Here is a 401-nt window from a genome sequence, read left to right as displayed (position 1 = left end):
CATTAATAATAGTTAATGCGGCTTTATTTTCTGCTTCTGAGGTGGTTTGCTCGGATTGCCAACGCTCAACTAATACAGGTTTTGAATAGAGCTGACACCAACGCTCACAAACTTCTTCATGCGTTAGGCTTTCATTATGTTGCTCATCTATGTGCAATACGAGATGATAATGGTTGGACATGATAGCGTAAGCGCAGATATCAATATTAAAAAGAGAAGCGAGGTAATGCATTCGCTCAACAACCCACTGACGGCGATGTTCAAAGGATTTCTCGGTGTACTTATCTTCACCACATAAATAAGCGCGGCGAACACAACGCGAAACACAGTGGTAATAAGGTGTATCAGATAATGATACTTGTGATTGGCGAGATTGAGTCATAATAAACTACCTCCTAAAT

The 401-nt window shown here is 40.4% G+C and carries 1 pseudogene; it reads right to left on the bottom strand.

The features are described from left to right. A pseudogene (locus GQR39_RS19940) lies at positions 1–382 on the bottom strand (hypothetical protein); the annotation flags it as partial. Positions 383–401 lie beyond the last annotated feature (19 nt).

This window comes from Pseudoalteromonas sp. C8 (assembly GCF_011378685.1).
GTDB classification, from domain to species: domain Bacteria; phylum Pseudomonadota; class Gammaproteobacteria; order Enterobacterales; family Alteromonadaceae; genus Pseudoalteromonas; species Pseudoalteromonas arctica.
This window is presented reverse-complemented; position numbering and strand designations above follow the sequence as displayed.